Source organism: Roseomonas sp. USHLN139 (assembly GCF_037145735.1).
Lineage (GTDB): Bacteria > Pseudomonadota > Alphaproteobacteria > Acetobacterales > Acetobacteraceae > Pseudoroseomonas.
The window spans coordinates 494,575-515,857 of sequence record NZ_JBBCWY010000002.1; the positions used below are offsets into that span (position 1 = coordinate 494,575).

Below are 21,283 nucleotides of genomic sequence, written 5' to 3' on the forward strand. Positions count from 1 at the left end.
TCTCAGAGCCGCGCCCGGGCGTGGCGGACGAAATTGCGGGCGGCCGGCGAGGCCTCGGTCCGGCGATAGGCCAAGGCCAGCTCGGCCAGCACCGGCGGCCCGGCCAGCGGGCGATAGGCCAGCCCCGGCACCTGCACGCAGCGCAGCGACTGCGGCACCAGGGCGACGCCCAGCCCCACCGCCACCATGCTGACGATGGTGACGAAGTCCCGCCCCTGCGGCCCCAGCCGCGGCGCGAAGCCGGCGCTGCGCGCCGCCTCCAGCGTGTGGCGGTGGAAGCTGACCGCGGGGCCGTGCCGCGGCGTGATGAAGCTCTCTTCCGACAGCGCCGCCAGATCGACGGGGTCGCCGGCCACGACCACCGGATGCCGCTCGGGCAAGGCCAGCAGCACCGGCTCCTGCAGCAGCGCCAGGCTGGCCACGCCCAGCGGCAGGGCGACCGGCGGGCGGATGAAGCCGATATCCAGCCGGTCCTCGGCGATGGCGTCGAGCTGGCGCTGCATCTCCATCTCGGTGATCTGCAGCTCGACCTCCGGATGCGCCGCGCGGAAGCTGCCGACCAGCGAGGTCAGCACCCCGGTATAGGCGGCCGACGCCGTATAGCCGATGGCGATGCGCCCGACCTCGCCCCGCCCGGCCCGGCGCGCCACGATCAGCGCCGCCTCCGCCTGGGCCAGGGTCTTCCTGGCCTCGCCCAGCAGCAGCTCGCCGGCCAGCGTCAGCTGCACGGCGCGGCGCGAGCGGTCGAAGAGCGGCGCGCCAACGATCTCCTCCAGCGCGCGGATCTGCTGGCTGAGGCCGGGCTGGGCGATCTTCAGCCGCTCGGCGGCGCGGCCGTAATTCAGCTCCTCGGCGACGGCCAGGAAATAGCGCAGATGGCGCAGCTCCAGCCGCGACCGGGTCGGGCGGCGTCCCGCGGGCATGGCTTCCAGAACTCCGGCTTATCGTGATTGCGCGGGCGGCATATTGGACCGATCGGCCGCCACGCCGCAATCTGGCGGCCTGGACGCTGGGGGAAGTGCATGGGACCGCTGCAGGGGATCCGCATCCTGGACCTGACCACCGTGGTGATGGGGCCCTATGCCACCTCGATCCTGGGCGACATGGGCGCCGAGGTGATCAAGGTGGAAAGCCCCGAGGGCGACATCCTGCGCCAGGTCGGCCCCAGCCGCAGCGGCGAGATGGGCGCCCTCTTCCTGCATGCCAACCGCAGCAAGCGCAGCCTCGTGCTCGACCTCAAGCGGCCCGCGGCGCGCGCCGCGCTGCTGAAGCTGGCCGAGACCGCCGATGTGCTGATCCACAACCTGCGGCCGCAGGCCATGGCGCGGCTCGGGCTGGACCATGCGGCGCTGGCGGCGGTCAATCCGGCGATCATCCATGCCGGGGCCTTCGGCTTCGGCCAGGACGGGCCCTATTCGGCGCGGCCGGCTTATGACGACCTGATGCAGGGTATCGCCGGCATCCCCGCGCTGATGGCGGCAAGCGGCGACGGCACGCCGCGCTACGTGCCGGTCAACATCGCCGACCGGATCGTCGGGCTGCATGCCGCCATCGCCGTGCTCGGCGCGCTGCAGCATCGGGCAAGGACCGGCGAGGGCCAGTCGATCGAGATCCCGATGTTCGAGACCATGGCCGGCTTCGTGCTCGGCGACCATCTCGGCGGCATGACGCATCGCCCGGCCCTCGACCAGGGCGGCTATGCCAGGCTGCTGACGCCGAACCGCCGGCCCTATGCCACAGCCGACGGGCATCTCTGCGTGCTGATCTACAACGACAAGCACTGGCGCAGTTTTTTTGCCGCCATCGACCGCCCTGATCTCGCCGCCGATCCGCGCTTCGCCAGCCATGCCAGCCGCATCCGCCATACCGACGCGATCTGCGCCGAATTGGCAGACATCCTGGTCACCCGCCCGACGGCGGAGTGGGAAAGGCTGCTGGACGCCGCCGGCATCCCGCACACCCCGCTGCACACGCTGGACAGCCTGGTCGACGACCCGCATCTGGCCGCTGTCGGCTTCTTCACCGAGGAAGACCACCCGGCCGAGGGCCCGGTGCGCGGCATGAAGGTCGCCAGCCGCTGGAGCGCCAGCCAGCCGGCGCCCTCCCGCCCGGCGCCGCGGCTGGGCGAGCACACGGAGGAGATCCTGCGCGAGGCCGGCCTGTCCGCGGCCGAGATCGCCGCCGCCACAGCGCCGCCCGGCTGAGGCTTGCCGCTCCGCGGCGCCGGGCCGATAGTCGGCGGCAGATCCCGAAGGGAGGCCCGCCATGTCCACCGCCGCGCCGATCACCATCCTGGCCCTGTCCGGCAGCCTGCGCCGGCAATCGACCAACACCGCCCTGCTGCGCGCCGCGGGTCCGCTGCTGCCCGCCGGCGCCAGCCTGGTGCTGCACGGCCTGGCCGATATCCCCCTCTATGATGACGACGTGCGCCAGCAGGGCTATCCCGCCCCGGTCGAGGCGCTGCGCCGGGCCATCGCCGCGGCGGATGCCGTGCTGATCGCGACGCCGGAATACAACCGGTCCTTCTCCGGCGTGCTGAAGAACGCGTTGGACTGGGTGTCGCGCCCGCCCTCGGCGCCGCTGGCCGGCAAGGCGGTCGGCGTGGTCGGCGTCAGCCCGGGCGCGCTCGGCACCGGCATCGCGCATTACCAGCTGAAGCATGTGCTGACGGCGATGGGCGCCTTCGTCATCCCCGGCGCCGAGGTGATGGTCGGCCATTCCGCCCAGAAATTCGACACCGAGGGCCGCCTGACCGACGAGGCCACCCAGAAATTCCTGGCCGCCCATCTGGAACGGCTGATCGACCTGGCGCGGCGGTTGCGCTGAGCCGCCGCTCGCCAGTCCTCAGCCGAGGCTGATCCCCGACAGCGCGGCCAGTTCCTCGGCGATGGCCGGCGCCGCCGCCAGGATCGGCGCGCCGCCGGCGGCATCGCTCTGGGCAATGAAGGGGCTCACCCGCGCCCCGGCCTCGGCCAGCACGACCAGCGCGGCGGCGACGTCCCACAGGTTGATGTGCAGCTCGACATAGGCGTCCTGGGCGCCGGCCGCGACATCGGCCAGGCCCAGCGTGCCGGAGCCGCCGGCGCGCAGCATGGCGCCCTGCCCCATCACCTGCTGCACCAGCGCCTGGAACGCCGCATCCGGCCGCCGCGGCGACCAGCCGCATTCGACCATGGCGCGGTCCAGCCGGTCGGTGGCGGCCGCGCGGATCGACGCCCCGTTCAAGGTGGCACCCTTCCCCTTCTGTGCCAGGAACAGCTGGTTCAGCTGGGGGGCGCAGATGGCGCCGAGCAAGGCCTCTCCGTCGCCCACCAGCCCGATCGAGACGCACCAGCGCTGCCCGCCATGCGCGAAGTTCGAGGTGCCGTCGATCGGATCGACCACCCAGCGCAGCGCGCCTTCCCGGTGCAGCCCGGCTTCCTCGCCCTGGAAGCCGTCCCCGGGGAAGGCTTTCCGCAGTTCCTCGGACAAGAAGCGCTCGACGGCGCCATCGGCCTCGGTCAGCCAGTCCTGGCCGAGCCCCTCGGATTTCAGCACGGCGTCGCCGGCCCTGGGACGCAGGCGCAGCGCCATCGCGGCGGCCTCCTTCGCCAGGCGGCCAGCGACGGTCAGACGGTCAGCCAGATCGGTCATGCGGATTCCTGCAGGGCATGGCGCGCCTCGAGCGCGGTCACCGGATCATCGGTGGTGAAGACCTCGACGCCAAGCGCCAGGATGCGGCGGATGGTGGAGGGCCCGTTCACCGCCCAGGCACCGACGCCGAGGCCCTGGCCGCGCAGCACCGCCAGGCTCTCGGCATCGCAGACGCTCTGGTGCAGCCCGACGGCGGTGACGCCGGCGCTCCGCGCCGCCCCGGCGACGCCCGCCGCGCCGAGATCCTTCCAGCACGTCAAGGAAATCAGCCAGATCGACGGCCGGGCGAAGCGCCCGCTGGCCGAGGCGGCCGCCGCCTGGGCCAGGTCGAAGGAGGTGATGACCACCCGCTCCAGCAGCCCGCGCGCTGCCAGCGCCGCGGTGACACGGGGCAGCAGGCCCGGATAGGCACGGCCCTCGGCATCGCGCTTCAGCTCGATGCGCGGCGCCAGCGGCGTCGGTGCCAGCAGGTCGAGGATTTCCTCCAGCGTCGGGACGGTCTCGCCATCCGTGCCCTTGAGCCGGATCGCCGTCAGCGCGGCGGCGGTCTGCGCGCGGAGCGGCCCCTGCCCCTCCGTGGTGCGCTCCAGCGTCGCGTCATGCAGCACCATGACCACGTCGTCGGCCGAGAGATGCACGTCGAACTCGACCTGCTCCACCGGCAGGGCCGCAGCCCGCCGGAAGGCGTTGCGCGAATTCTCGGTCCAGAGGATGGCTCCGCCCCGATGGGCGGCGATCTGCGGGGTCATCAGGCTTTCCAGTTGTTGGCGCGGAAATCCATGCCGAAGGACTGGCCGGGCTTCCAGGGCAGGTCGCGGCGCTTGGCGGTGAAGTTCACCGTCTGGTGCAGCACGCTATAGGCCGGGTCCTCGCGCTCGGCGATCTCCAGCATGCGGCGGAAGGCGCGGCGGCGCTCAACCGGGTAGACCGAGCCGTCCAGCACCGCGCAGAGCTTGCCGAACTCCTCGTTGCGCCAGGCACCGACCTGCCATTGCTGGCCCTCCGGCCCATGCGCGCGCGGCATCGAGGCGGTGGGGTCGTTGAAGGCAGCGCTGTTCGACCAGTCCCAGAGGCCGCGCGCGCCCTCCTTCGACAGCACCTGGGAGAAATTCTCCCGCGTCTCGATCTGCACGTTCAGCCCGACGGCGCGCCAGCCCTCGACCAGGATCTGCGCCGTGGTGACCTGGCCGGTGTAGTAGTTGTTCAACAGGCGATAGGGGATCGGCTCGCCCTTGTAGCCGCTTTCCTTCAGCAGGCGCTTCGCCTCGTCCGGGTTGAATTCGGGCACGTTCCAGTCGGCCTGGTACATCTCGCCATAGAAGGGAAACTGCTCGCCGCACGGGATCGAGGTGCGGCCGCCCCAGAGCGCATCGACGATGCTCTGGCGGTCGATGCTGTGGGTCAGGGCGCGGCGCATCCGCGCATCGGCCAGCACCGGGTTGGTCTTGTCGAAGACCGAGAGCCGCATGTTCATGATCAGCCCGCCGACCACATGCTGGCGCGGGCGGCGCTCCACCTCCCCGATCAGATCAGGCGGCACGTCGCAGGCAAAATCGGCCTCGCCCGAGGCCAGCATGTTGAGGCGCGAAGACACCTCCGGCACCTCGACGAAGCGGATCTCTTTCAGCGGCGGCCGGCCGCCCCAATAGGCGTCATGGGCCACCACGCGCAGCAGCTGGTCGGGGCGGAACTCGGCGATGGCATAGGGGCCGGTGCCGACCGGGCGGCGCGCCCAGTCCAGCCAGCTCGGCGCCGCCTCGAAGGCGCTCCGGCTGACGATCATGGCGGCGAGCTGGGCGAAGCGCCCCTCGATCGCCGGCGTCGGCCGGTCATGCACCAGGCGGACCGTCTGCGCGTCGCGGATTTCGACGGCCACCAGGCCGGGGAAGGACCGGCGCGCGATGGCGGCGGTCTCCGGGGGCGGCGCCTTGCCGGTGGTGCGGCCAGGGACGCTGCCGAACAGGTTGCCCCCCGTCGTGGCGACACCGGAGCCCATGCGCTCGGCGCCAAATGAAAAAGAAACATCCTCGGCGGTCATCTCGCGGCCGTCGTGGAAGCGGACGCCGGGGCGCAGCGTCACCTCCAGCACCCGGTCGTCGATGCGACGCCAGGCGGTGGCCAGGCCGGGCTGCAGCGACAGATCGCCCAGCCAATCCTGCGCCAGCAGCGTCTCGGCATAGGAGGCCATCAGCCGGGTGCCGACATTGGAGCTCTCGCGCAGCGGCTCCAGCGTGTTGGAATTGGCCAGTTTCTGCACGGCGACGGTGAGGGTGGGCCGGCTGTCGGCGGCGCCCTGCGACAGGGCGGGGCGTGACAGCGGCAGCAGGCCAGCGGGCGCCAGCAGCAGGGTACGGCGGGAGAGGGTCATCGGCGCCTCCGCGGCAAGGGATCAGGGAGGCGCTGCCATAGACGCCGGCGCTGACAGGGCCGTGACGGTTGCGGGTCGGATCGATGACAGCGTCGCGCGCAAGCGTGATCGCCCTCCCGCCGCCCTGGCGCGGAGCTGATTTGCCCTGCCCGCCGCCGCTGGCCAGGCTGGCCGCCCCGCAACCCGGACCCGGAGCCCATGGTGCCGCGCAGCCCTGCCCGAATGCTCTCCCTGCCCCTGCTGGCCGTGCTGGCGCTCTGCGCCGCTTCCCCCGCCCGGGCGGCGACGCCGCAGGAATTCGGCGGCATGCGCTTCGAGATCGCCGAGGGCTGGACCCGCCGCGACGCGCGCGACGGGGTGATCCTGCAGCGCAGCTTCGTCACCACCGATTCCCGCGGCGGGCGCAGGACCGGCACGGCGCTGATCCAGCTTTCAGTCGCCAAGCCGGCGCAGGGAGTGCCGCTGCCCGCCGCCTTCGCCCAGTTCATCGCCGGCGGCCTGCCCGAGCTGACCCGCGAGCGCGCCATGCTCAAGGGCCAGGGCATCACCACCAACGGCCATGCCATCCTCTTCGAGGAGCGCTGCTGCGCCCGGCGCGACGGGGTCCGGCTCAGCGGCAATTTCGTCGGCATCGCCACCCCGGCGGGGCATCACTTCTCGCAGCTCGTCATGATGAACCTGGAGCGCGACCAGAGCCGCGAGGCGGAAGCCCAGTACGAGGCGATGATCCGCAGCCTGCGGCTGATGCCCGATGACGAGCCCTTCCGGCTGACGCCGCCGCGCGGCGCCGGCGGGCTGCAGGGGATCTACAGCTATCTCGACACCGGCATCCGCCCCAATGCCTTCGGCGGCACCGATTTCTACGCCGACAACAACATTACCGTCTTCGACCCTTCCGGCCTCTACAGCACCGAGATCCCGAAGGGCGACATGACGATCCAGGCGCATTGCCAGGCGACGCCGACGGATTGCGGCTTCTACCGCCTGGCCGGCAACCGGATCGAGCGACTGGAGGTGCGCGGCGGCTATGGCGTGCTGCAGCACGACAGCGACGATTTCGCCCGCGAGGGCGACGACCTGAAGATCGGCAGCCATGACTACCGCCGCATTCCGCCGATCCCCGCCGGTACCCGGCTGTCCGGCAGCTGGCGCTATTTCTTCGCCTCCGCCGGCAGCGGCGCCTTCAGCTCCGGCTCCGTCGCGGTGGAGCGGCAGCTGGTGCTGACGCCCGACGGGCGCTTCACCCGCAGCGGCTTCTCCGGCGCCAGTTCCACCAGCAGCATCGGCGGCGGCACCACCGGCTTCACCACCGGCGGCAACCGCCCGGCCAGCGCCGGCCGCTACGAGATCGAGGGCTACCGCCTCACCCTGATCGGCGACGACGGCACGCGCGAGGTGCAGAGCATTTTCATGGCCGATCGCGGCTCCGACGCGCTGCTGGTGATCGATGGCAACAACTACCTGAAGCAGGAGCCCGAAGGGCAGCGCAGCCCGCGCCGGCGCTGACCCCGCGGCGGGGTGGCCGATCCGCCGTCTCAGGCCGCCTGCAGCGTCTCGGCGAGCACCACGCGGTCGCGCCCGTCGCGCTTGGCGGCGTAGAGCGCGGCATCCGCCGTGGCGACCAGCTGCGCCGCCGATCCTGTGCTGGTCGTGCCGGGCGGCAGCGCGGCGACGCCGATGCTGACGGTGACCCGCCCCGCCAAGCCGTCTTCATGCGGCAGCGCCAGCGCCTGCACCCGGTGGCGCAGCGCCTCGGCCATGCCGGCGGCGGCCTCGGGCCCGGTCGCCGGCAGCAGCACGGCGAATTCCTCGCCGCCATAGCGCGCCGCGACATCGCCGCTGCGCGTCGCGGTGACGCCGATGGCGGCGGCGATGGCGCGCAGGATGCGGTCGCCCTCCTGGTGGCCGTAGCGGTCGTTATAGGCCTTGAAGCAGTCGACATCGACCAGCAGCAGGGCCAGCCCCTGCCCGGCCTCGGCGTGGCGCCAGGCCTCGGCCAGGGTGGCCAGCCGCTGCGCCAGCCCGGCCAGCATCCGCTCCGCGGCCAAGCGGCGCAGCATCTCGCGGCGGAACACCAGGCCGAGCCCGGCGACGGCGGCGCAGAGCAGCGCCAGCAGGGGCCCGAAGATCAGCGCCCGGCGCCACCAGTCGGCATAGATCTGCTCGATCGAGAAGGCGACGCTGATCACCAGCGGCAGCTCGCCCACCTGGCGGAAGGCATAGAGGCGGCGGATGCCGTCGGTCGCGGCGGTGCCGACGAAGCTGCCGGCGCGCCGCGCCGCCATGTACTGCACGGTCGGCGCCTGGGAGAGGTCGCGGCCGAGATCGTCCGGACGCGCCGGATGGCGGACGATCATCCGGCCATCGGTGCCGAAGAAGGAGACCGCGCCCTCCTGGCCGAGGTCGAGCCGGCTGAACATGTCCTGGAAATAGGCCAGCCGCAGCGCGCCCATCACCACCCCGTCGAAGCCGCCGTCGCGGTTGTTCAGCCGCCGGCTGAGCGCGAGGCTGGCGTCGCCGCCGCGCAGCCGGCTGCGATAGGGACGGCTGAAATAGAGGCCGAGATCGGCCTCGGCCCGATGCGCGAGGAAATAGTCGCGATCGCCGAATTCCAGCGCCGAGAGCCGCATCGGCACCGAGGATTCCCGCACCCGCCCCCGCGCATCCAGCACCAGGATCGAGCCCAGATACTGCGCCGAGACGGCGCGGTCGAACAGCGCCATCTGCCGCACCTCGGGCTCGGCATCGTTCAGGCCCGGCTGCGCCAGCGCGGCGGCGGCGCCCTGCAGCGACAGGTCGAGGGAATGGAAATTGCGGGCGATGTCGCGCTCCAGCGCGAAGGCCAGGTTGCCGGCCTCGCGCTCGGCGCGGCGCCAGGCCTCCTGCCGCTCCTGCCACAGGGTGGCGGCGCCGCCCGTCAGGATGGCCCCCATCACCACCATGCTGAGCGCGGTCAGGCGCCCGACGCGCCGGGCCAGCCGGGTGGCGTGCCGCGAGGCCATCTCCACCGGGGGCCGGGGCGCGTCTTCCGGCAAGGCGGCGGGGTGTCTCGCGGCGTGCTGCATCCTGTGGGTCTTAAGCCGCATCCCTCGGCAAAGTTCACCCGCTGCGGAGGGTCGTTCACGCAAGCGTGCCCGGCTGCCCTGGCCTTGGCCCGCGCGATCGGGCGATGCGCGGACTGGACCCTGGCCGGCACCGGTGGCAAGCCTGGGGCCGCCGCAAGCATGGCGCAGGAGGGTTCATGGCTGGTTACCTCGACCATGGTGAATGGCGCAGCGGCTGGGGCCATGCCAGCCACCAGGGCCGTTTCGACCGGGCGGCGGCGCAGCGCCGCCACTGGATCACGCCCGATGGCAGCCCCGGACCCTCGGGCCGTGGCGGCTTCGCGGCCGAGCCGGGCCGCTATCGCCTGTATGTGGCCCGCGCCTGCCCCTGGGCACACCGCGCCGTCATCTTCCGGCGCCTCAAGGGGCTGGAGGGGATGATCGAGCTGGCGGTGACCCACTGGCTGATGGCCGACCAGGGCTGGACCTTCGAAGCCGCCCCCGGCGTCATCCCCGACCCCGAGGGGGCGCGGGCGGTGCACGAGATCTACACCCGTGACGATCCGCACTATTCCGGCACCGCGACCGTGCCGGTGCTGTGGGACATCCGGCAGCGCTGCATCGTCAGCAACGAGAGCGCGGAGATCATCCGCATGTTCAACAGCGCCTTCGACGGGATCGGCGCGACACCCGGCGACTACTACCCGGAGGCGCTGCGGCCGCGCATCGACGCGCTGAACGCGCGCATCTACGACACGGTGAACAACGGCGTGTACAAGGCCGGCTTCGCCACCAGCCAGGAGGCCTATGCCGAGGCGCTGCATCCGCTCTTCGCCAGCCTGGACTGGCTGGAGGACCTGCTGTCGCGGCAGCGCTACCTCTGTGGCGACGTGCTGACCGAGGCGGACTGGCGGCTGTTCACCACGCTGCTGCGCTTCGACCCTGTCTATGTCGGGCACTTCAAGTGCAACCTGCGGCGGCTAATCGATTATCCGGCGCTGTGGTCCTACACGCGCGAGCTCTACCAGATGCCCGGCATCCGCGAGACCACCGATTTCGACCACATCAAGCGCCACTATTACATGAGCCACGACCGCATCAATCCGACCGGCATTGTTCCCGAAGGCCCGCTGCTCGACTTCGAGGCGCTGCCCAGCCGGGGTTTTGCCGCCGCATGAGGAGCGCCGCCCTTCTCGCCGGCCTGCTGCTGGCCGGCTGCGCGGCGCAGCCCGGGTGGGATGGCCGCCGCGGCTATGGCGGCAGCGGCGACTACGGCTATGACCTGAACGCCAACCGCAGCGAGGCCCGGCAATACCGCGCCCAGGCCGCCGGCGCCTATCCGGTGCCGGGCCCGCCGGACGACCCCTGGGGCCCCTATATCCGCGAGGCCTCGGCCCGCTTCGCCTTCCCGGAGAACTGGATCCGCGAGGTGATGCGCCAGGAATCCGGCGGCCGGCTCTATGCCGCCGACGGTTCGCTGATCACCTCCGGCGCCGGCGCCATGGGGCTGATGCAGGTGATGCCGCAGACCTATGACCTGCTGCGCCCGCGGCTCGGCCTCGGGCTCGACGCCTACGAGCCGCGCGACAACATCCTGGCCGGCACCGCCTATCTGCGCGAGATGTATGACCGCTTCGGCTCGCCCCTCTTCCTCGCCGCCTACAATGCCGGTCCCGACCGCGTCGCCTTCTATCTGAGCGGCGCCAAGATCCTGCCGGACGAGACGGAGAACTACGTCGCCCGCATCGCGCCCCGCCTCGGGCCGGCGACGGTGGCGATGGCGGCGGCGCCCGCCGCCCCCACCCCTGCCATGGCGCCCGGCGGGCTGGCGCCGGGCAGCCTGGTCTCCGCCGCCCCGGCCATGCCGGTCGCCTCGGCCGCCGGCAGCGACTGGGGCCTGCAGCTCGGCGCCTTCGCCGATCCGGCGGCGGCGCGGCAGATCGCCGAGGCCGCCGGCGCCGAGCTGCCGGGCACCCGGGCGGAGGTCTCCGCTGGTCCCGGCGGCTTGTACCGGGCGCGCGTCATCGGCCTCTCGCCCGACGACGCCCAGGCCGCCTGCCAGGATCTGGCGCAGCGGGGCCGCGCCTGTCTGGCGGTGCCGGGCATCTGACCCGGCCATGGCGGGGCTGTGATCGGCCCCTGGCTTGACTTGGTGGCCCCCGGCCGGCTCCTTGCGCCTCGTGCAACGAAGCAGCAACATTTGCGCAGGGAGCCGGTGATGCCGGCGATGCAGCAGGCCGCCATCCGGCGCCTGTCCCTGCCGCGTGATGACGCCTTCCCGCACCGGGCCGAGGCGCTGGGCTTCGGCTTCCACACGCCCGAGGGCCGCGAATACTGGGTGCGCGACGCCTGCTACGCGCTGACACCCGAGACCATCGACGCGCTGGAAGCCGCCGCCAACGAGCTGGAAGGGATGATCGCCGAGGCGTCGGACCGTGTCGTCCGCCGCGGCGACTATCGCGGCTTCGGGTTCACCGACCGGCTGGTGGCGCTGGTCGAGCGCTCGCACCGCGCCGGCGAGCCGACGCTCTATGGCCGCTTCGACTTCCGCCTCGACCGCCGCGGCGGCATCAAGCTGTACGAGTACAATGCCGAGACGCCGGCCGCCCTGCTCGAAGCCGCAGTGATCCAGCTCGCCTGGTTCGAGGAGCGGGCGGAGAAGCCGGGCAGCGATCAGTGGAACAGCATCGACGACGCGCTGGTGGCGCGCTGGCCGGCACTCGGCCTCGCAGGCCGCGTGCATTTCGCCGCCGAGGCCGCGCGGGAGGACGAGGTCGCCCAGGTCGCCTATCTGATGGCCACCGCCCAGGCCGCCGGGCTGCAGACGGCCTTCATCGACATGGAAGACATCTCCCGCGACGCGGCCGGCCAGCTGGTCGAGCCCGGCGGCGCGCCGATCGAGGCCTGCTTCAAGCTTTACCCCTGGGACTGGATGGAGGCGGAGGAAGGCGGCGCCCTGCTGCCCGGCAGCCGCAGCCGCTTCATCGAGCCCGCCCGCCGCATGCTGGCCGCCAACAAGGCCATGCTGGCGGAGCTCTGGTCGCTCTTTCCCGGCCATCCGCTGCTGCTGCCGGCCTCGCTCGACCGCGCGGCCGTCGAGGGCCCGGCGATCGGCAAGCCGGCCCTCGGCCTCGAGGGCCATGGCATGCGCATCGAGGGGCCGGAGGCCGCGGCCTCCACGCCGCTGCCCGATGCGCTGCCGGCGAGCCCGACGGTCTGGCAGCAATGGGCCCCGCTGCCGGCGCATCCGACGCCGGATGGTCCCGGCTATCCGGTGATGGGCGTCTGGATGGTCGGCGGCCGTGCCGCCGGCCTCGGCATCCGCGAGGGCCGCGCCCTGGTCACCACGCTGGAGGATCATTTCGTGCCGCATACCGTGCTGTGAGCGCCGCCATGCCGCCCTTCTCCCGCATCGCCCTGCCCGCCTCCGAGGCCTTCCGCCGCCGCCTGGACAAGCTCGGCCTGCTGGTCCCCGGCGAGGCGGGCATTCCCTATTGGGAGACCGAAGCCGCCTATCAGATCGGCGCCCCGCCGGCGGCGCAGCTGCTGAAGGCGGCCGAGACGGTGCAGGCGCTGTGCCGCCGCGCCGTCGCCACCATCATCGACACGCAGGATTTTGCCCCCTTCGGCATCGAGAGCGCGGCGATGAAGGAGGCGATCACCGCCTCCTGGAAGGCGAAGGAGGCTTCGCTCTACGGCCGCATGGATTTTTCCTTCGCGCCTGACGGCACGCCGAAGCTTCTGGATTACGAGGCGGACGGGCCGCTGGCCCTGCCGGAAGCCTCCTACCTGCAATGGGAATGGTTCGAGGCGCTGCCTTCGTCGCAGCGCCAGGGCGCCTCGCAGGAGAATCTGCTCTACGAGAATCTGCTGGCGCAATGGCCGAAGCTGCGGCTGCTGCCGCGCATGGCGATCGCCTGCGGCGGCGCCACCACCAGCGATGGCCGCCCGGCCGACACCGCCGAGCGCTTCACCGCCGAATACCTGGTGGAGAATGCGCGCGAGGCGGGCCTGGCCATCGGCCTCTGCAGCATCGAGGCGGTGGGCTGGGACGGCGATGCCCGCGCCTTCACCGACGAGCAGGACCAGCCGCTCGCCGCCCTGCTGAAACTCTATCCCTGGCACTGGATGGAGCAGGAGCCGAATGTCGAGACGCTCGGCGTCAACCGCACCCGGCTGCTGCCCGCCGCCTGGACCCGCCTGCTCGCCGACAAGGTTTTTCTGGCAGTTCTGTGGACGATGTTTCCCGACTGCCCCTATCTGCTGCCGTCCAGCCTGGACCCGGCGGCGATCGCTGGCGAGCGGGTCGCAAAACCCTGCCGCGGCGGCGATGGCGAGGGCATCAGCCTGCCCAACCAGAGCCACGAGAAGGGCGCCGCGCTGCTCTTCCAGCAGCATTGCCCGCTGCCGGTCTTCGCGGCCCGGGACGGGCGGGACGCGCATGCCGCGCTCAGCGTCTGGATGGTCGGCGACACCGCCTCGGGCCTCGGCTTCCGCGAGAGCAGCGGGCCGGTGACCGACGCCGACCACCGCTTCGTCCCGCATATCCTCCGCCCCGCCTGAAGAGACGAGACAAGAGATGGCCGCCGCCGACCTGCTGACCCTGTTTCCCGCCACGCTGCTCGACTTCGCCATCGCCTTCGGGCTGGGCGCCGCCTTCTGGATGGGCGGGCTGATGCTGGTCAGTGCCGCGACGCCGCAGAAGGAGCTGGCGCTGCTGCGCGAGGGCAACCTGCCCACCGCCATCGCCTTCGGCGGCAAGGCGGTCGGCATGGTGCTGCCGATCGCGGCGGTCGCGCGCGCCGCCGGCGGGCCGCTCGACCAGGCGATCTGGTGCGCCGTCGCCGTCGCCGTGCAGCTTCTCGTGCATCTGCTGCTGTCGATCCTGCTGCAGGGAAGGCTGAAGCGCGAGATCGAGCGCGACGAGGTCGGCGGCGGCGCCGTCTTCATCGCCTTCATCCAGATCGGCGCCGGCATCCTGAACAATGCCTGCATGGCGGGCTGACGCCGTGACCCTCCGCCGCCGCTCGACCACCATCCGCGCCGCGGCGCTGGTCGGGCTCGGCCTCGGCGTCGCCGCCTGCGACGAGGCGCCGGTGCCGGCCGACACGCCGCAGGACGCCGCGCGGCGCGAGGCCGACTGCACCGCGGCGCATCAGCGACTGGGCGCCGACCCGGCCGGCTGCGCGGCGCTGGAGCGGCTGGCGCGCCGCGAGCAGGAGGCCGACCGGCCGCATTTCGAGACCCGGCTGCGCTGCGAGATGCAGTTCGGCCCCGGCGCCTGCGAGGGCGAGTCCGGCACCCTGTCGCCCGGCGCGCTGTGGCGCCCGGTGCTGGCCGGCGGCGCCGCCGGCTATCCGCAGGAGGGCGATCCCGGCCCGGTGGTGACCGACCGGCGCGGCCAGTCCTGGGCGCTGCGCGGCGTGCTGCCGCCGGCCATGGTGGCGGCGCCGACCGGCGACGGGCTGTCGCCCTCGATCCGCCAGCGCCGCGCCCATGCCCGGCTGGCGCCGACCTATGCCGACCAGGCCGCCTGCGAGACCGACTGGCAGCGCTGCGAGGGCGGCCCGCTGGTGGTGGCCAACCGCTTCGCCGATGACGAAAGCTGCCGCGCCGTCTGGGAGCAGTGCACCGAGGCGCGGATCGACCTGCCGGCGACGACGCCGACGGCGGAAGGCGGCTCCGGCGGCTACAGCGGCAGCGGCAGCAGCGCCGGGGGCGGGGGCGGTGGCGGGGGGCGCGGCCACCTGTTCTGGTGGAGCAGCTACAACGAGGGCTGGCAGCGCCGCTATGCCGGCAGCTACGCGCCGCGCTACCAGGGCTGGTCCTGGAGCGGCGACCGCCAGCCCATCGCCGTCTACCGCCGCCCCGGCGTGCACGGCGCCGCCGCCCAGGCCTGGGACAGCGGCAGCCGCAGCCTCGGCCCGGCCGGGCGCATGGTGGCCTCCTCCGAGACCACGGCCAGCGGGCGCAGCGGCACGGTGGCGCGGGCCGGCTTCGGCTCGACCGGCCGCTCGCTCTCGGCGGGAGGCTGAGGCGATGGCGGCCCGCCCCCAGCCCCGTTCCGCCCCGGACCGCCGCTCGCGCCGCCACGCGCCCGTGCCGATCGAGGCCGAGCCGCTGCTCACCACCGGCCAGCGCCGCTGGGTGCTGGCCTTCCTGGCCGGCGGTGTCGCGCTCGGCCTGACCCCGGTGCTGAGGGCGCCGTGGGACAGCGGCTACTGGGTTCTCTTCGCCCTCCTGCCCGGCCTGGTCATGCCGCTGGCCTGGTTCCTGGCCGGCGACCGGCTGGGCCGCCGGCTCGATGCCTGGCTGCTGCTCGGCAACCGCGGCGGTGGCGTGCAGCTGCAGGATGTCGCCTCGATGACCCAAGCGGCACGCCAGGCGCTGGAGCGGGCGGCGCTGCCCGCCCTTCTCGGCGCCGTCAGCCGGGTCGCCAATGGCAAGCGCGCCGAGCTCGCCACGCCGGCCCGCCACCTGCTGGCCACGGCGCGCGCGCGGCTGCTGGACCCGGCCGCCATCGCTTTGCTGATCGACCACCTGCCGGCCACCGTCGCCGCGCTGGAGGCCAGCCATGCCGGCGCCGGCCCGCTGGCGGCCGCCCTGGCCGAGGCGCTGGAACGCCCGGGCGCCGAGACCGCCGGCGCGCTCGCCACGGCCCTGGCGGCCGTCCCCGATCCCGCGGCCGGAGGCGCGCCATGAAGGACCAGCTCAGCGGCATCCGCCTCTACCTGGTCTGTGGCGCCATGGCCGCCTTCCTGGCCGGGCTGCTGCATGCCATCGACCGCTGGGACGCGGCGGCCGACGATCGCGCCTATGTCGCCGCCGCCCGCCAGGCGCTGCAGGCGCCGCCGCCGAGCCGCGGCACCTGGGTCTGGATGCCGGCCCCCGGCGCCCGGCTGCGGCCTGATCTGGAAGCGCGGCTGGATGTCCAGTCCCGCCTGGAGACGCTGCGCGGCGCTTCGCCTGGCCCGGTCCAGGGCGGCCGCAAGGGAGAGCCGCGATGAGCATGGCCGGCTTCTTCGCGCTGCTGGCGGCGGCGCTGCTGGTCCTCGGCTGGCGGCGGGCCCGTGGCGTCGCGCGCGGCGACTGGGTGCGCGACCAGGCGACGCGCCTGGTGATCGGCACCGCGCCGCGCAGCGACAAGCCGCAGCTGCGGCTGGAACGCGGCGACGCCGTGGTCTTCGGCCCGGTCTCGGCGCTGTGGCAGGCCGATCCGGCGATGGCCGTGGCCCTGGGCAATCCCGAGCGGCTGGCGGAGCGGCCCGGCGGCGACGCGCCGGCCGGCGACTACCGCGTGCTGGGCGCGGCCGATCTCTCCGCTGCCCTGCCGGCGATCCGCAGCGCCTTCGGCGAGGCGGCGCTGATCCTCGGGCCGGAGGGCGAGGGCCGGCCGCTGCTGCTGCATGGGGCGCGGCGCGGCGACGGCACCAGCCAGGGCGGCATCGCGATCCCGCGCGAGCCCTTCCGGCAGCTGCTGCTGCAGCTCGGCGATCCGCGCGGACTGCGGGTGCGGATCGAGCGGCGGCGCATCCGCCGTGGCGGCTGGGGCGGATCGCACCGCCGCTGACCCGGCGGCCCCGGCGGCCGGTTGCAATCCGTGCCAAAAAGCCGCCTTCCGCCGCGGCAGGAAAACCGGGATAGATCGGCGCAGCCCCGGGAGATTCTGTGCGCGGCCTTCTTTCCGTTCTCGGCCGCCTGCTGCTGCTGGCCCTGCTGCTGATCGCGTCACCGGCGCTGGCCCAGCCAGCCGATCCGGGAGCGTCCGATCCTCGGGCAGAGGAAGGCCGGGCGCAGCTGGCCCGCTGCGCCGCCGCCGCGCCGGGCCAGCGCCTGTCGCTGGCCTTCTCCGGCCTGCCGCCCTTCGCCGCCGAGGTGCTGTCCCGCCACGCCCTGCGCCCGCGCCTCGACCGTGCCCGCGGCGAGCTGCGCATCGAGCTGCATCTCGACAACCTGCGGGCGCTGGCGACGCCCTCGGGCCCCGCCGCCACCACCTGGCTGCCGCCCGAGGCGGCGGCGCGCGTCATGCAGGATCCGCGCTCGCGCCTGACCGCGCTATGGCGGCTGGACGAGGCGACGGTGCAGGCCGCCGACCGCGCCTATGACATCCGCCAGAGCGCCGAGGCCGCCGCCGCCGGCCTGCCGCCGGTGCTGGCCGAGTCCGAGGTGGCCGGCAGCCTGTCCGGCTATCGCCAGGTCGCGCTCCACACCGATGCCTATACCGGCTTCGCCGCGCTGGTGCTGGAGGCCGAGCCCCGTCCCGGCCGTGCCCCGCACCGGATCTATGCGGTGGCCGGCACGCATGTCTTCCAGCATCGCGACTTCCGCAGCTGGGCCTCCGGCTTGACCTTCGGCCGGGCGCAGTTCTCCTCCACCGCCGCGCTGCGGATGCTGGCCGAGGCGGCGCGCTATGCCACGAGCCCCGAGGGCGGCGAGGTGGTCTTCACCGGGCAGAGCCAGGGCGGGCTGACCGCGCAGGGCCTCGGCTTCCTGCTGCAGAGCTATCTCGATGCCCGGGCCGTGCCGCACCGCCTGGTGCATGTCGTCTCCTGGGGCGCGGTCGGCGCCGAGGAGGTGTTTCTGCGCGCCATCGACGCCCTGCGCCGCGGCGAGGGGCGCGGCTTCTCCCGCAGCCTGGAGACGCATTGGGCGGCGATCGACCCCGGCTATGCCGAGGCGGCCGGCTTCTGGTCGGTCGTCGCCGCGGCCTGGCGCGCGATCCCGGCGGGGTCTGAGACCGCCTGGATCCGCGATCGCATGGCCGGCGCGCGAGTGCTGGGCTATTTCTTCGACATCGACCTATTCGCCCGCGCCGGCACCTTTCCCGGCGTGACGCTGGCCTTTCCCACCGCGCTGATCCTGCCCGAGGCCTGCGACACCACGGTGGCCGAGGCGGTCATCGGGCTGCAGCCGGGCGCCTTCGGCGTGCGGCTGGAATCGCATTTCCTGCAGGGCTACCGCCGGGCCGTGGCGCGCGGCGCCATTGCCCTGGCCCGCCCCGCCGTGCCGGCGAAATGGGAATGGGTGGAAGCGCTGGCGCCGCCCCTGGAAGAGCTCGGCTACCTCTGGCTCGAGACGCTGTATTTCGACGGCGTGGCCTCCGGCCCGGCGCAATGGCGGCAATGCCAGGCGGCGTCGCGCTGGATGACGCCGGCCAACCGCTCCTGCCGCGCCGGCTTCTGGGAAGGCTGCGCCCCCGATCCCGAGGCGCATCGCTGGTGCCTGGTGCGCGAGGGGCCTGCCGGGGTGCCGGCGATGCGCTAGGCGCCGCCTCGCCGGGCAACGTGAAGCGGCCGGGGCTTCTCCTGGCGATGGCCCGCCGCCATGCTCGGTGATGGAGGTTCCCCGATGCGCCTGCCCGTCCGTCTGCTGGCCCTCTCCGCCACCGCGCTGCTGTTCGGCCTGCCGGGCGCCGACGCGCAGCCTCGCGCGCCGGCCGCCGCCTGTGGCCAGGCGGATCTCGAGGTGCGGCAGTCGATGCAGCTCGACCCTGCCTGCCGCTACACGGGCATGGTGACCGTCACCGGCTCGAACCTGGTGCTGGACTGCCGCGGCGCGGTGCTGGATGGCGAGGGCAAGGTGCGCCGCACGCTGCGCGTTGGCGGCACGGTGGGTGTGGCGAATGTCGAGATCCGCAACTGCGTCGTCACCGGCAGCCGCAGCCACGGCCTGGAAGTCGGCTGGGGCGAGGCCGACGGGCGCAAGCCGCGCGGCGCGGATGGCCGGACGCTGTATGACGGGCATCCGCACGACATCCGCCTGACCGGGCTGACCGTGCGGCGCAACGGCCGGGTCGGCATCTATCTGGACGACCACGTGCAGAACGTGACCCTGGCCGACAGCCGCATCGAGGAGAATGGCGGCGTCGGGATCTATGTCACCAATGGCCTGCGCAACAGCCGCATTGCCGGCAACCGCATCACCGGCAACGGGCGCGGGCGGGAGGGCGGCGTGCCCCATGCCGATGCCGGCACGCGCGAGGGCATCGCGCTCGACGGCGCGATCGACAATGTGATCGAGGACAATCTGCTCCAGGACAATGCCGCCGGCGGCATCTTCCTCTACCGCAACTGCGGCGAGCATCCGGAGGACCCGGCCACCGACGCACCGCGCCTGGCGCCCAGCCGCAACATCCTGCGCAACAACACCATCGAGGGCGGCTTCGTCGGCATCTGGGTCGCCTCGCGGCAGGAGCGGCAGTACCGGCCGGGCGAGTGCCGCCTGGTGCCGGATGCGGCGGCGGGCGTTTTCACCGATGCGGCGCCGGGCAACCAGATCCTCGGCAACACCCTGCGCCAGGTCGGCACCGGCATCCGCGTCGCCGATGATTCCAACATCATCCGTGGCAACCGCATCCTGGCCGTCCGCACCTGCCTGCTGCTGGGCTCGGAGAGCCGCAGCCGGCTGGGCCATCCGGTGCAGGGCCTGACGGTGGAGGACAACCAGTGCCTGCGCGGCGAGCTGACCACCGTGCCGCAGACCGCGGTGCGGGCGGCGCGCAACAGCATGGCGCGCTAGACTCTACCGGCGCACAGCGATAACCGCCGCCCCCAGCAGCAGCAGGGCGGCGGCGGCCTGGTCGAGGCCGAGCGGCTCGTCATAGACCAGCCGCCCCAGCACCAGCGCCACCACCGGCGAGACGAAGGCATAGAGCCCGGCCTTCGACGCTCCCCAGTTGCGCATCAGCCGCAGATAGATGGTGTAGGCGGTGAAGGTGCCGAGGATCACCATGAACAGCAGGCTGGCCAGCGGCAGCGGCTCGGCCAGGGTCGCAAAATCCGCGAGCCGCACCGGCTCCAGCGCCGCCGAGACCAGCGACAGGCCGAGCGCGCCGACCACCGCCTGCGCGCCGGTCAGTTGGAACGGCGTCACCCCCTGCTGCAGCAGCGGCCGCGACAGCACCGAGCCCAGGCAGTAGCTGAAGGTGCCCGCCAGGATGGCGAGGATGCCGAGCATCTCCATGCCGCCGCCGCCGATCGCCGCATCCTGGCGGAACAGCATGGCGAGCCCGGCCAGCCCGAGGAGCAGCGCCGCCGGATGCCGCCAGGTTAGCCGTGCCTCGCCGCGGGCGAGTTCCAGCGCATAGAGGCCGATCGCCACCATCGGCAGGTTGACCAGCCCGGCCACGCCCGAGGCGACATGCTGCATGCCCCAGAGCAGCGTCGCATAGGTGCCGGTATTGACCAGCGTGCCGGTCAGCCAGAGCCGCCCTGCCCCCGGCCCGGCCAGCAGCCGCGCCACGCCGGGCACCAGCGCCAGCAGCAGCCCGCCGACCAGCACATAGCGGCAGGCGGCGAAGAACACCGGCGGCACCGCGTTGATCCCCGCTTTGGCGGCGATCCAGGTGCTGCCCCAGACCAGGCTCATCACCAGGAACAGCAGCAGGTCGAGCCGTGCCGGTGCGGTGCCGGGAGCGTCGCCAGGCACGTCGGTGGTGGCGGCCATGGCCCTCGCCTCGTACGCTGTTACGGACAAAACCACCGATACCCGTTACGGTTGCCGCCGTCACCCTGCCTGGCGAGTCGGAGAAGGAGGCACCATGACCCGCACCGTCGCGACCCTGCCGCTGCGCGGCGGCCATCCGGTGCTGGACCTGGCCAATACCGTCGCCGCCCGCCGCGGCGGCGAGGAGGAGGATGTGCTGCGCACGCCGGCCGAGCTGCTGGCCTGGGCCGAGCGCGCCGGCGCTGGCGAGGGTCCGGCGCTCGCGGCGTTGCGCCGTGGCTTTGCTGGCCAGCCGCGGGCGGCGGCGGCGGCGCTGCGGGCCGTCCGCGCGCTGCGCGAGGCGGTGTTCCGCATCTTTGCCGCGCTGGGCCAGGGCGCCGAGCCGGCGGCGGCCGACCTCGCCCTCGTCGAGACCCTGGCGGCCAGGGCGCGCCGCCGCCTGCGCCGCGTCGAGGCGGGCTACTATGCCTGGGACTGGCCGGCCGACCCACGGCCAATGGCGCTGGTGCATCGCCTGGCGCACCAGGCGGCCGAGTTGCTGGTCGATCCGCGTCTGGCGCGGGTGCGCGAATGCCCCGGCCATCATTGCGGCTGGCTGTTCCTCGACACCAGCCGTGGTGGCCAGCGCCGCTGGTGCGCCGAGGCGGATTGCGGCGTGCTCGACCGCGTCCGCCGCCTGCGCGCGCGCCGTTCATCCGGCTGACCGCTCACTTCCGGGGGAGCCTGGCCTGGGCCGATTGCGCCCTCCGCAATTTCGGCGGAGAGACAGGACGCGAGCGGAAGGAAGCGGGCG

General features: G+C 73.2%; 21 protein-coding genes. 15 read left to right on the plus strand and 6 right to left on the minus strand.

Annotated features, from left to right (window positions below):
- Positions 1-2 precede the first annotated feature (2 nt).
- A complete protein-coding gene (locus WFI16_RS09510) occupies positions 3-923 on the minus strand; it encodes a LysR substrate-binding domain-containing protein (protein ID WP_419897586.1) in 921 nt (306 codons plus the stop codon).
- A gap of 99 nt (positions 924-1,022) precedes the next feature.
- Here WFI16_RS09510 and WFI16_RS09515 point away from each other — a divergent pair, with 99 nt between their 5' ends.
- Entirely contained in the window at positions 1,023-2,204 is a 1,182-nt protein-coding gene (locus WFI16_RS09515) for a CaiB/BaiF CoA transferase family protein (protein WP_419897587.1), read from the plus strand.
- Positions 2,205-2,265: 61 nt separating this feature from the next.
- Positions 2,266-2,826 (plus strand): NADPH-dependent FMN reductase, encoded by a 561-nt coding sequence (locus tag WFI16_RS09520; RefSeq protein ID WP_419897588.1) that lies wholly within the window; start codon positions 2,266-2,268, stop codon positions 2,824-2,826.
- 18 nt (positions 2,827-2,844) lie between these two features.
- Here the strand turns inward: WFI16_RS09520 and WFI16_RS09525 are convergent, their stop codons facing one another.
- From WFI16_RS09525 to WFI16_RS09535, 3 genes are read right to left on the minus strand one after another with little or no spacing between them, the layout of a single operon-like run.
- Positions 2,845-3,633 (minus strand): inositol monophosphatase family protein, encoded by a 789-nt coding sequence (locus WFI16_RS09525; RefSeq protein WP_419897589.1) that lies wholly within the window; start codon positions 3,631-3,633, stop codon positions 2,845-2,847.
- On the minus strand, positions 3,630-4,382 hold the full coding sequence (locus tag WFI16_RS09530; protein ID WP_419897590.1) for a glycerophosphodiester phosphodiesterase family protein: 753 nt from the start codon (positions 4,380-4,382) through the stop codon (positions 3,630-3,632). The genes WFI16_RS09525 and WFI16_RS09530 overlap by 4 nt, the downstream gene beginning before the upstream one ends.
- Complete coding sequence (locus WFI16_RS09535) at positions 4,382-6,001, minus strand: ABC transporter substrate-binding protein (RefSeq protein ID WP_419897591.1); 1,620 nt, start codon at positions 5,999-6,001, stop codon at positions 4,382-4,384. The genes WFI16_RS09530 and WFI16_RS09535 overlap by 1 nt, the downstream gene beginning before the upstream one ends.
- A 222-nt stretch (positions 6,002-6,223) precedes the next feature.
- Between WFI16_RS09535 and WFI16_RS09540 the strand changes: the two genes are divergently transcribed.
- A complete protein-coding gene (locus WFI16_RS09540; protein WP_419897592.1) occupies positions 6,224-7,507 on the plus strand; it encodes a hypothetical protein in 1,284 nt (427 codons plus the stop codon).
- A 29-nt stretch (positions 7,508-7,536) separates the two neighbouring features.
- On the opposite strand, the gene WFI16_RS09545 is transcribed toward WFI16_RS09540, so the two are convergent.
- Entirely contained in the window at positions 7,537-9,066 is a 1,530-nt protein-coding gene (locus WFI16_RS09545) for a GGDEF domain-containing protein (protein ID WP_419897593.1), read from the minus strand.
- Between the two features lie 176 nt (positions 9,067-9,242).
- Between WFI16_RS09545 and WFI16_RS09550 the strand changes: the two genes are divergently transcribed.
- The 11 genes from WFI16_RS09550 (at position 9,243) to WFI16_RS09600 (ending at position 19,563) form a co-directional block, all read left to right on the plus strand.
- The gene (locus WFI16_RS09550; RefSeq protein ID WP_419897594.1) at positions 9,243-10,223 is read left to right on the plus strand and encodes a glutathione S-transferase family protein; all 981 of its coding nucleotides are present in this window, start codon (positions 9,243-9,245) and stop codon (positions 10,221-10,223) included.
- Entirely contained in the window at positions 10,220-11,155 is a 936-nt protein-coding gene (locus WFI16_RS09555) for a lytic transglycosylase domain-containing protein (protein WP_419897595.1), read from the plus strand. The genes WFI16_RS09550 and WFI16_RS09555 overlap by 4 nt, the downstream gene beginning before the upstream one ends.
- Before the next feature lie 108 nt (positions 11,156-11,263).
- On the plus strand, positions 11,264-12,430 hold the full coding sequence (locus WFI16_RS09560; protein WP_419897596.1) for a glutathionylspermidine synthase family protein: 1,167 nt from the start codon (positions 11,264-11,266) through the stop codon (positions 12,428-12,430).
- An 8-nt stretch (positions 12,431-12,438) separates the two neighbouring features.
- Positions 12,439-13,608 carry a glutathionylspermidine synthase family protein gene (locus WFI16_RS09565; protein ID WP_419897597.1) on the plus strand — a complete coding sequence of 390 codons (1,170 nt, stop codon included), beginning with the start codon at positions 12,439-12,441 and terminating at the stop codon, positions 13,606-13,608.
- Between the two features lie 16 nt (positions 13,609-13,624).
- Entirely contained in the window at positions 13,625-14,050 is a 426-nt protein-coding gene (locus tag WFI16_RS09570; protein WP_419897598.1) for a DUF350 domain-containing protein, read from the plus strand.
- A gap of 4 nt (positions 14,051-14,054) precedes the next feature.
- Complete coding sequence (locus tag WFI16_RS09575) at positions 14,055-15,080, plus strand: DUF1190 domain-containing protein (RefSeq protein WP_419897599.1); 1,026 nt, start codon at positions 14,055-14,057, stop codon at positions 15,078-15,080.
- 4 nt (positions 15,081-15,084) lie between these two features.
- Positions 15,085-15,747 (plus strand): hypothetical protein, encoded by a 663-nt coding sequence (locus WFI16_RS09580; RefSeq protein WP_419897600.1) that lies wholly within the window; start codon positions 15,085-15,087, stop codon positions 15,745-15,747.
- Complete coding sequence (locus WFI16_RS09585) at positions 15,744-16,052, plus strand: hypothetical protein (protein WP_419897601.1); 309 nt, start codon at positions 15,744-15,746, stop codon at positions 16,050-16,052. The genes WFI16_RS09580 and WFI16_RS09585 overlap by 4 nt, the downstream gene beginning before the upstream one ends.
- Positions 16,049-16,615 (plus strand): hypothetical protein, encoded by a 567-nt coding sequence (locus tag WFI16_RS09590; protein ID WP_419897602.1) that lies wholly within the window; start codon positions 16,049-16,051, stop codon positions 16,613-16,615. Before WFI16_RS09585 ends, WFI16_RS09590 begins: the two co-directional genes overlap by 4 nt.
- A 98-nt stretch (positions 16,616-16,713) precedes the next feature.
- Positions 16,714-18,309: a hypothetical protein gene (locus WFI16_RS09595; protein ID WP_419897603.1), complete on the plus strand. Its 1,596-nt coding sequence runs from the start codon at positions 16,714-16,716 to the stop codon at positions 18,307-18,309.
- Between the two features lie 84 nt (positions 18,310-18,393).
- Positions 18,394-19,563: a right-handed parallel beta-helix repeat-containing protein gene (locus WFI16_RS09600; RefSeq protein ID WP_419897604.1), complete on the plus strand. Its 1,170-nt coding sequence runs from the start codon at positions 18,394-18,396 to the stop codon at positions 19,561-19,563.
- A 3-nt stretch (positions 19,564-19,566) separates the two neighbouring features.
- Here WFI16_RS09600 and WFI16_RS09605 read toward each other — a convergent pair whose 3' ends face one another.
- Positions 19,567-20,490 (minus strand): DMT family transporter, encoded by a 924-nt coding sequence (locus WFI16_RS09605; protein WP_419897605.1) that lies wholly within the window; start codon positions 20,488-20,490, stop codon positions 19,567-19,569.
- Between the two features lie 94 nt (positions 20,491-20,584).
- On the opposite strand from WFI16_RS09605, the gene WFI16_RS09610 reads away from it, so the two are divergent.
- Positions 20,585-21,193 (plus strand): CGNR zinc finger domain-containing protein, encoded by a 609-nt coding sequence (locus tag WFI16_RS09610; RefSeq protein WP_419897606.1) that lies wholly within the window; start codon positions 20,585-20,587, stop codon positions 21,191-21,193.
- The last annotated feature ends 90 nt before the right edge of the window (positions 21,194-21,283 follow it).

Bases quoted from the DNA above. Each gene is read 5' to 3' on its own strand.
- WFI16_RS09510 (WP_419897586.1), bottom strand. From the start codon at position 923: ATGCCCGCGGGACGCCGCCCGACCCGGTCGCGGCTGGAGCTGCGCCAT.
- WFI16_RS09515 (WP_419897587.1), top strand. From the start codon at position 1,023: ATGGGACCGCTGCAGGGGATCCGCATCCTGGACCTGACCACCGTGGTG.
- WFI16_RS09520 (WP_419897588.1), top strand. From the start codon at position 2,266: ATGTCCACCGCCGCGCCGATCACCATCCTGGCCCTGTCCGGCAGCCTG.
- WFI16_RS09525 (WP_419897589.1), bottom strand. From the start codon at position 3,633: ATGACCGATCTGGCTGACCGTCTGACCGTCGCTGGCCGCCTGGCGAAG.
- WFI16_RS09530 (WP_419897590.1), bottom strand. From the start codon at position 4,382: ATGACCCCGCAGATCGCCGCCCATCGGGGCGGAGCCATCCTCTGGACC.
- WFI16_RS09535 (WP_419897591.1), bottom strand. From the start codon at position 6,001: ATGACCCTCTCCCGCCGTACCCTGCTGCTGGCGCCCGCTGGCCTGCTG.
- WFI16_RS09540 (WP_419897592.1), top strand. From the start codon at position 6,224: ATGCTCTCCCTGCCCCTGCTGGCCGTGCTGGCGCTCTGCGCCGCTTCC.
- WFI16_RS09545 (WP_419897593.1), bottom strand. From the start codon at position 9,066: ATGCAGCACGCCGCGAGACACCCCGCCGCCTTGCCGGAAGACGCGCCC.
- WFI16_RS09550 (WP_419897594.1), top strand. From the start codon at position 9,243: ATGGCTGGTTACCTCGACCATGGTGAATGGCGCAGCGGCTGGGGCCAT.
- WFI16_RS09555 (WP_419897595.1), top strand. From the start codon at position 10,220: ATGAGGAGCGCCGCCCTTCTCGCCGGCCTGCTGCTGGCCGGCTGCGCG.
- WFI16_RS09560 (WP_419897596.1), top strand. From the start codon at position 11,264: ATGCCGGCGATGCAGCAGGCCGCCATCCGGCGCCTGTCCCTGCCGCGT.
- WFI16_RS09565 (WP_419897597.1), top strand. From the start codon at position 12,439: ATGCCGCCCTTCTCCCGCATCGCCCTGCCCGCCTCCGAGGCCTTCCGC.
- WFI16_RS09570 (WP_419897598.1), top strand. From the start codon at position 13,625: ATGGCCGCCGCCGACCTGCTGACCCTGTTTCCCGCCACGCTGCTCGAC.
- WFI16_RS09580 (WP_419897600.1), top strand. From the start codon at position 15,085: ATGGCGGCCCGCCCCCAGCCCCGTTCCGCCCCGGACCGCCGCTCGCGC.
- WFI16_RS09585 (WP_419897601.1), top strand. From the start codon at position 15,744: ATGAAGGACCAGCTCAGCGGCATCCGCCTCTACCTGGTCTGTGGCGCC.
- WFI16_RS09590 (WP_419897602.1), top strand. From the start codon at position 16,049: ATGAGCATGGCCGGCTTCTTCGCGCTGCTGGCGGCGGCGCTGCTGGTC.
- WFI16_RS09600 (WP_419897604.1), top strand. From the start codon at position 18,394: ATGCGCCTGCCCGTCCGTCTGCTGGCCCTCTCCGCCACCGCGCTGCTG.
- WFI16_RS09605 (WP_419897605.1), bottom strand. From the start codon at position 20,490: ATGGCCGCCACCACCGACGTGCCTGGCGACGCTCCCGGCACCGCACCG.
- WFI16_RS09610 (WP_419897606.1), top strand. From the start codon at position 20,585: ATGACCCGCACCGTCGCGACCCTGCCGCTGCGCGGCGGCCATCCGGTG.